The organism is Brevibacterium sp. SIMBA_078, assembly GCF_046534565.1.
Lineage (GTDB): Bacteria > Actinomycetota > Actinomycetes > Actinomycetales > Brevibacteriaceae > Brevibacterium.
In genome coordinates this window covers 1-268 of sequence record NZ_JAWRYQ010000258.1, presented here as the reverse complement: position 1 = coordinate 268, position 268 = coordinate 1, and the positions used below count along the sequence as shown (strand labels likewise).

The window sequence follows — 268 nt, the reverse complement described above, 5'->3', positions numbered from 1 at the left end:
GGTGGTTCTATTGCGGCTGCGCGTGATATGAGTATTAGCGGAAAAATTCTTAATACTTATACGGGGGATTTTTCTTACACCAGTGGTAGTCCAGAAACAACAACAGTTTACCCCTACGGTAGCCCTTTCTTTAAGGGGGGGACTTATTCTGAACGAGTCAGAACATTCTCAGCAACTAAGGAAATAAGAACCAGTAAGATTTACCAGGCTGAATTGACAGGCAAGGCTGGAGTTATAGCTGCGGGGAGAAACTTGGGGTTAAACGGTA

General features: G+C 44.4%; 1 protein-coding gene. It reads left to right on the top strand.

What is annotated here, in order from left to right:
- Nucleotides 1-268: hypothetical protein (locus SB749_RS19650; RefSeq protein WP_410711786.1), on the top strand; the 268-nt coding region annotated here is incomplete at both ends.